The 3,276-nt window shown below is 49.5% G+C and carries 2 protein-coding genes; both read left to right on the plus strand.

The window, feature by feature from the left end:
* Nucleotides 1-274 (plus strand): IS30 family transposase (locus F599_RS14525; protein WP_019543926.1); only part of this gene is annotated, 274 nt, incomplete at its 5' end.
* Nucleotides 275-629: 355 nt separating this feature from the next.
* On the plus strand, nucleotides 630-3,276 hold a 2,647-nt coding region (locus F599_RS0113015), incomplete at its 3' end, for a calcium-translocating P-type ATPase, PMCA-type (RefSeq protein ID WP_019543927.1).

The raw sequence follows: 3,276 nt of genomic DNA on the forward strand, positions 1-3,276 counted from the left end.
TGAGACATTCTCTCAGTATGAGCAGCTTGGCACGAAGATCTATTTCACGCACCCGTACAGCTCATGGGAACGTCCTCAGAACGAGCGGCACAATGGCCTCCTGCGGGATTACATCCCCAAAGGGACATCGATCGAATGCTACAGTGATGAAGATGTTCTGAGCATCGCGGACGAGCTAAACCAGCGTCCGCGCCGTATTCTGGGATATCACACTCCAGCAGAGCTCTTCGACCATTTTCTCGATGAAGTCTATGCTATTGATGAATGTTCTTGATTAAAACAACTGTTCAATTTGCACTTGCAATTATCCAATAGTTTTTGGGGATAAAAGCAGGAAGATTTAAAATCACGTTGAATATGTATAATAGAGCCATGAAGTGATGGGGTAATCAAAGGAGTATGACAGAGATGCGATGTGTAGATGTGAATGGGATTAGAGAGATAAATACAACATTTACTAATGTTTGCAAGGGAGGGTGGTGTATTCCCGGTTTTCTGACAAATTCAGTAAAGTATAATATCGTCCTCTGCTGCTGGATAGGAAGTGGGCATACATGCCGTGTGGGTATGAGCTGATTTCTGTCTAGCAGGGGCGGACGTTTTTTGTTGTGTATTTAGGAGGGATGGGCATGAAGCCAGTGCAGGGCCTTAGCAAGTCAGAAGTCGAGGCATCGAGGCAGAAGTATGGGGATAATGTGATACCTGATTCGGAACCAACCACCTTTTGGGATGAATTCAAGGAAACTTTCAATGATCCCATGATTCGCATCTTGCTAGTTATTGTTGTTATCATGCTTGTCATGTATTCGCTGGGGCATGCACAGATATATGAGCCGCTGGGCACTATCGTGGCAGTCCTGATTGTGGCTTTTGTCACGGCGAAGACGGGGGTAGCAAGTGACACCAAGTATCGGGAACTGAAGGAAAGCACCAAGAAAGACACCTGCAAGGTTTACAGGGAAGGCAAGGTCTGCAATCTGGAGATGGATGAGGTGGTTGTGGGGGACATGGTGCTTCTGCAATCTGGTGACAAGATTCCTGCTGACGGAGTCCTTGAAGATGGTGACCTGAGGGTAAATAACTCAGCTCTGAATGGCGAAGTTGAGGAATGCAAGAAAACTTCATCTGATGAGAAGATAATTTTTCCGGAAACCATTACTGGTGATGATCTGACAGGCAGCCATCTGTTGTTCCGGGGCACAGTCGTTTTTGATGGCGAGGGGATTCTCTCCGTCCGCAAAGTCGGCCTTTCTACCATGATGGGCAAGATGGCGGCGGAAATGAATGAGGACGAACCTGATTCGCCCCTGAAAGTGAAACTCAGCAAGCTGGCAGAGCAGATTTCTATATTTGGTTATGTGTCGGCTGTGGTGATCGTAGCCTTGTATATGGCTTATTTCATCATGGGGGCTGGAGGTTTTTCTGCTTATGGAGCCTTGGGCTGGGAACGCATACTGATGGATACGGTCGAGGCGGTTTCCCTGGCCATCCTGATTGTGGTCTGTGCTGTGCCTGAGGGCCTGCCGCTGATGATTTCACTGGTGCTCATGCAGAATACCAGCCGTATGCTTGACCATAATGTACTGGTGCGCAAGGCTGTAGGCATTGAGACGGCAGGCTCCTTGAATATCCTCTTCAGTGATAAGACGGGCACCATCACCAAAGGGCAGCTGGAAGTAGTGGAATTCTTGTCTGCAGATGGCAATGCTATTCCTTTGGCTGACTTGCCCAAGCATGAAGGGCTGAAAAAATTGGTGAACCTTGCCATAGGCAAAAACAGCGCTGCTTTGTTCGATGCCAACCATCAGGTATTGGGGGGCAATGCTACTGACCAAGCCTTGATGAGGTTCCTGGGAGAGGCAGATTATCAGGAACTGCAGGGCAAATATACGGTAGGTGCCCATCAGGGCTTCAACTCTGCCAATAAGTTCAGCCAGGCTGAAATAAAGGAAGAGCAGAAAGTATTTTACAAAGGTGCACCAGAACGTCTGATGGCATCAGACAATCTGCAAGGTGTTGATCAGGCAGGGAATGTGATTCCCGTTGACTTGGGCAAGCTGAATGAGAAAATCAACGACTATGCGGCCAGGGCTATGCGCGTGCTCGCCTTTGCTTATTCGGCACAGCCTATGACGGAAAATCGCGTGAATGATGATGCAGTGCTTATTGGCCTGGTTGCCATTCGCGATGATGTGCGTCCTGAGGCACAGGAAGCTATTCATGAGGTGCAGATGGCGGGCATTCAGGTAGTGATGATCACAGGTGACCGCAAGGAGACAGCTATTGCGATAGCTAAGGATGCCGGGCTTATCAAGTCTGACCAAGATAAAGTTTTTGACTCCATGCAGCTGTCCAGTATGTCAGATGATGAATTGAAGGCCCAGATCAAGGATATCCGGGTCATTGCCCGCGCCCTTCCCACTGACAAGTCTCGCATGGTGCGCTTGTGCCAGGAAATGAATCTGGTAGTGGGCATGACCGGCGATGGTGTCAATGATTCTCCGGCGCTGAAGCGTGCAGATGTGGGCTTTGCCATGGGCAGTGGAACGGAGGCTGCGAAAGAGGCCGGAGAGATTGTGGTACTGGATGACAATTTCCGTTCCATCAAGGACGCTGTCCTCTATGGCAGGACTATTTACCACAATATCCTGAAATTCTGCAAGTTCCAGCTGATGATCAATGTGGCAGCAGTGGTAGTGACGGCGTGTAGCCCGTTCTTCGGCATCACAGAGCCTCTCAGGGTAGTGCATTTGCTGTTCATCAATTTGGTTATGGACAGCCTTGGGGCCATTATGCTGGGCAATGAGCCTGCCATTGAGCGCTACATGAGGGAAAAGCCACGCAGGCGCGATGAAAGTGTCATAAGCAAGCCCATGGCAGTGCAGATACTCTTCATGGCAGCCTGGCTCACAGCTATGAGTTTCGCCTTCCTCACAGTGCCTTGGTTTGCTGAGTTCTTTGGCAGCCAGGAAAAGCTTTACACGGCTTACTTCGTGCTGTTTGTGGTCAGTGCGCTCTTCAATGGCTTCAATGTCAGGGATAATGGCAGTGAGATTTTCAAGCGGCTGGATGAAAACCCGGATTTCCTGCGCGTATGGCTGATCATAGCTGTGGTGCAGATGCTGATTGTCAATGCTGCACTGGTGCCTTTTGAGGCCTTCAAGTGGATCGGGGCCATGTTCAGCTGCACTCCCTTCAGCCTGGCAGGCTGGGGCCTGGTGTTTGTCCTTGCTTTCACTATGATTCCTGTAGATATGCTTCGCAAGCATATCATGA

It is taken from the genome of Selenomonas bovis DSM 23594 (assembly GCF_000381005.1).
In the GTDB taxonomy this organism is placed as follows: domain Bacteria; phylum Bacillota; class Negativicutes; order Selenomonadales; family Selenomonadaceae; genus Selenomonas_C; species Selenomonas_C bovis.